The 844-nt window shown below is 71.3% G+C and carries 1 protein-coding gene; it reads right to left on the bottom strand.

Annotated elements, in window-relative coordinates:
- Nucleotides 1–95 precede the first annotated feature (95 nt).
- Nucleotides 96–725 (bottom strand): class I SAM-dependent RNA methyltransferase, encoded by a 630-nt coding sequence (locus tag BN3906_RS13900; protein WP_066590271.1) that lies wholly within the window; start codon nt 723–725, stop codon nt 96–98.
- Nucleotides 726–844 lie beyond the last annotated feature (119 nt).

Below are 844 nucleotides of genomic sequence, written 5' to 3' on the forward strand. Positions count from 1 at the left end.
GCGCACGGGGCGACCTGCGGACGCGTAGTGCCCGCCCCGGGCTCCCAACCGCCTTCCCCTGCCACCGCTCCCCACGTCCTGGCTCTTATCCACATCTAGATGTGGATAAGAGACGGGGGGGTGAGTGTGAGCCCGCCGAGTTCCTCGGCGAGCCCGTCAGCTAGTCCGGGGGCCCACTGGGCGCACACCGCCCGCTCCACCGGCACCGTCGAATGACTGCCGGAGATGCGCAGCCCGGCCCTGCCTTCGGAGTCGACACCGAGCCTGACCCGGGTCCGGTAGCCGGTGAACGGCCGGAGGCTCCGCGTGGTCACCGGCACTGCGGTGAGGTCGACGTGTCCGATCCTGGTGAACTGGTCGACGACGACATCATGTTTCCAGGCCGCGGACCCCTCCTGGTCGACGTAGTCGAGGTCACAGCATCCCGCCCCCGCGGCCGCTGCCGGGCAGGCAGGTGCCGTACGGTGCGGGGACGGTCCGGCCACAGCGTCCGGACCCTCCACCCGGCCTGTGAGGTACCGCTTCTTCCCGGTTCCCGGATCAAGGAGGACACGGGCACCGGTCTCTCCGGGCAGGGCACCCCGGACAAAGACCACCTGTCCGGCACGGTCTCCGGCGTCCTCACCGAGCCTGCCGAGCACGGAGCCGCCGTGGGCGGGGCCGGCGAGATCCACGGTCACGGTTGCGGGGGTTGAGTCAGGTTCAGCCGGGCTGATGTCGGTCACGGAAGGTCCTCGTTCCTGGGGTGTGGTGCGGGTATGTCCGCCGCCTGTTCTCCGGCGGTGGTCGTTGCGGCAGCATCGCCGGGGCCTGCCGCTGAGCCCGGCCGGCCGGGGACAGCCCC

It is taken from the genome of Corynebacterium provencense (assembly GCA_900049755.1).
In the GTDB taxonomy this organism is placed as follows: Bacteria; Actinomycetota; Actinomycetes; order Mycobacteriales; family Mycobacteriaceae; genus Corynebacterium; species Corynebacterium neomassiliense.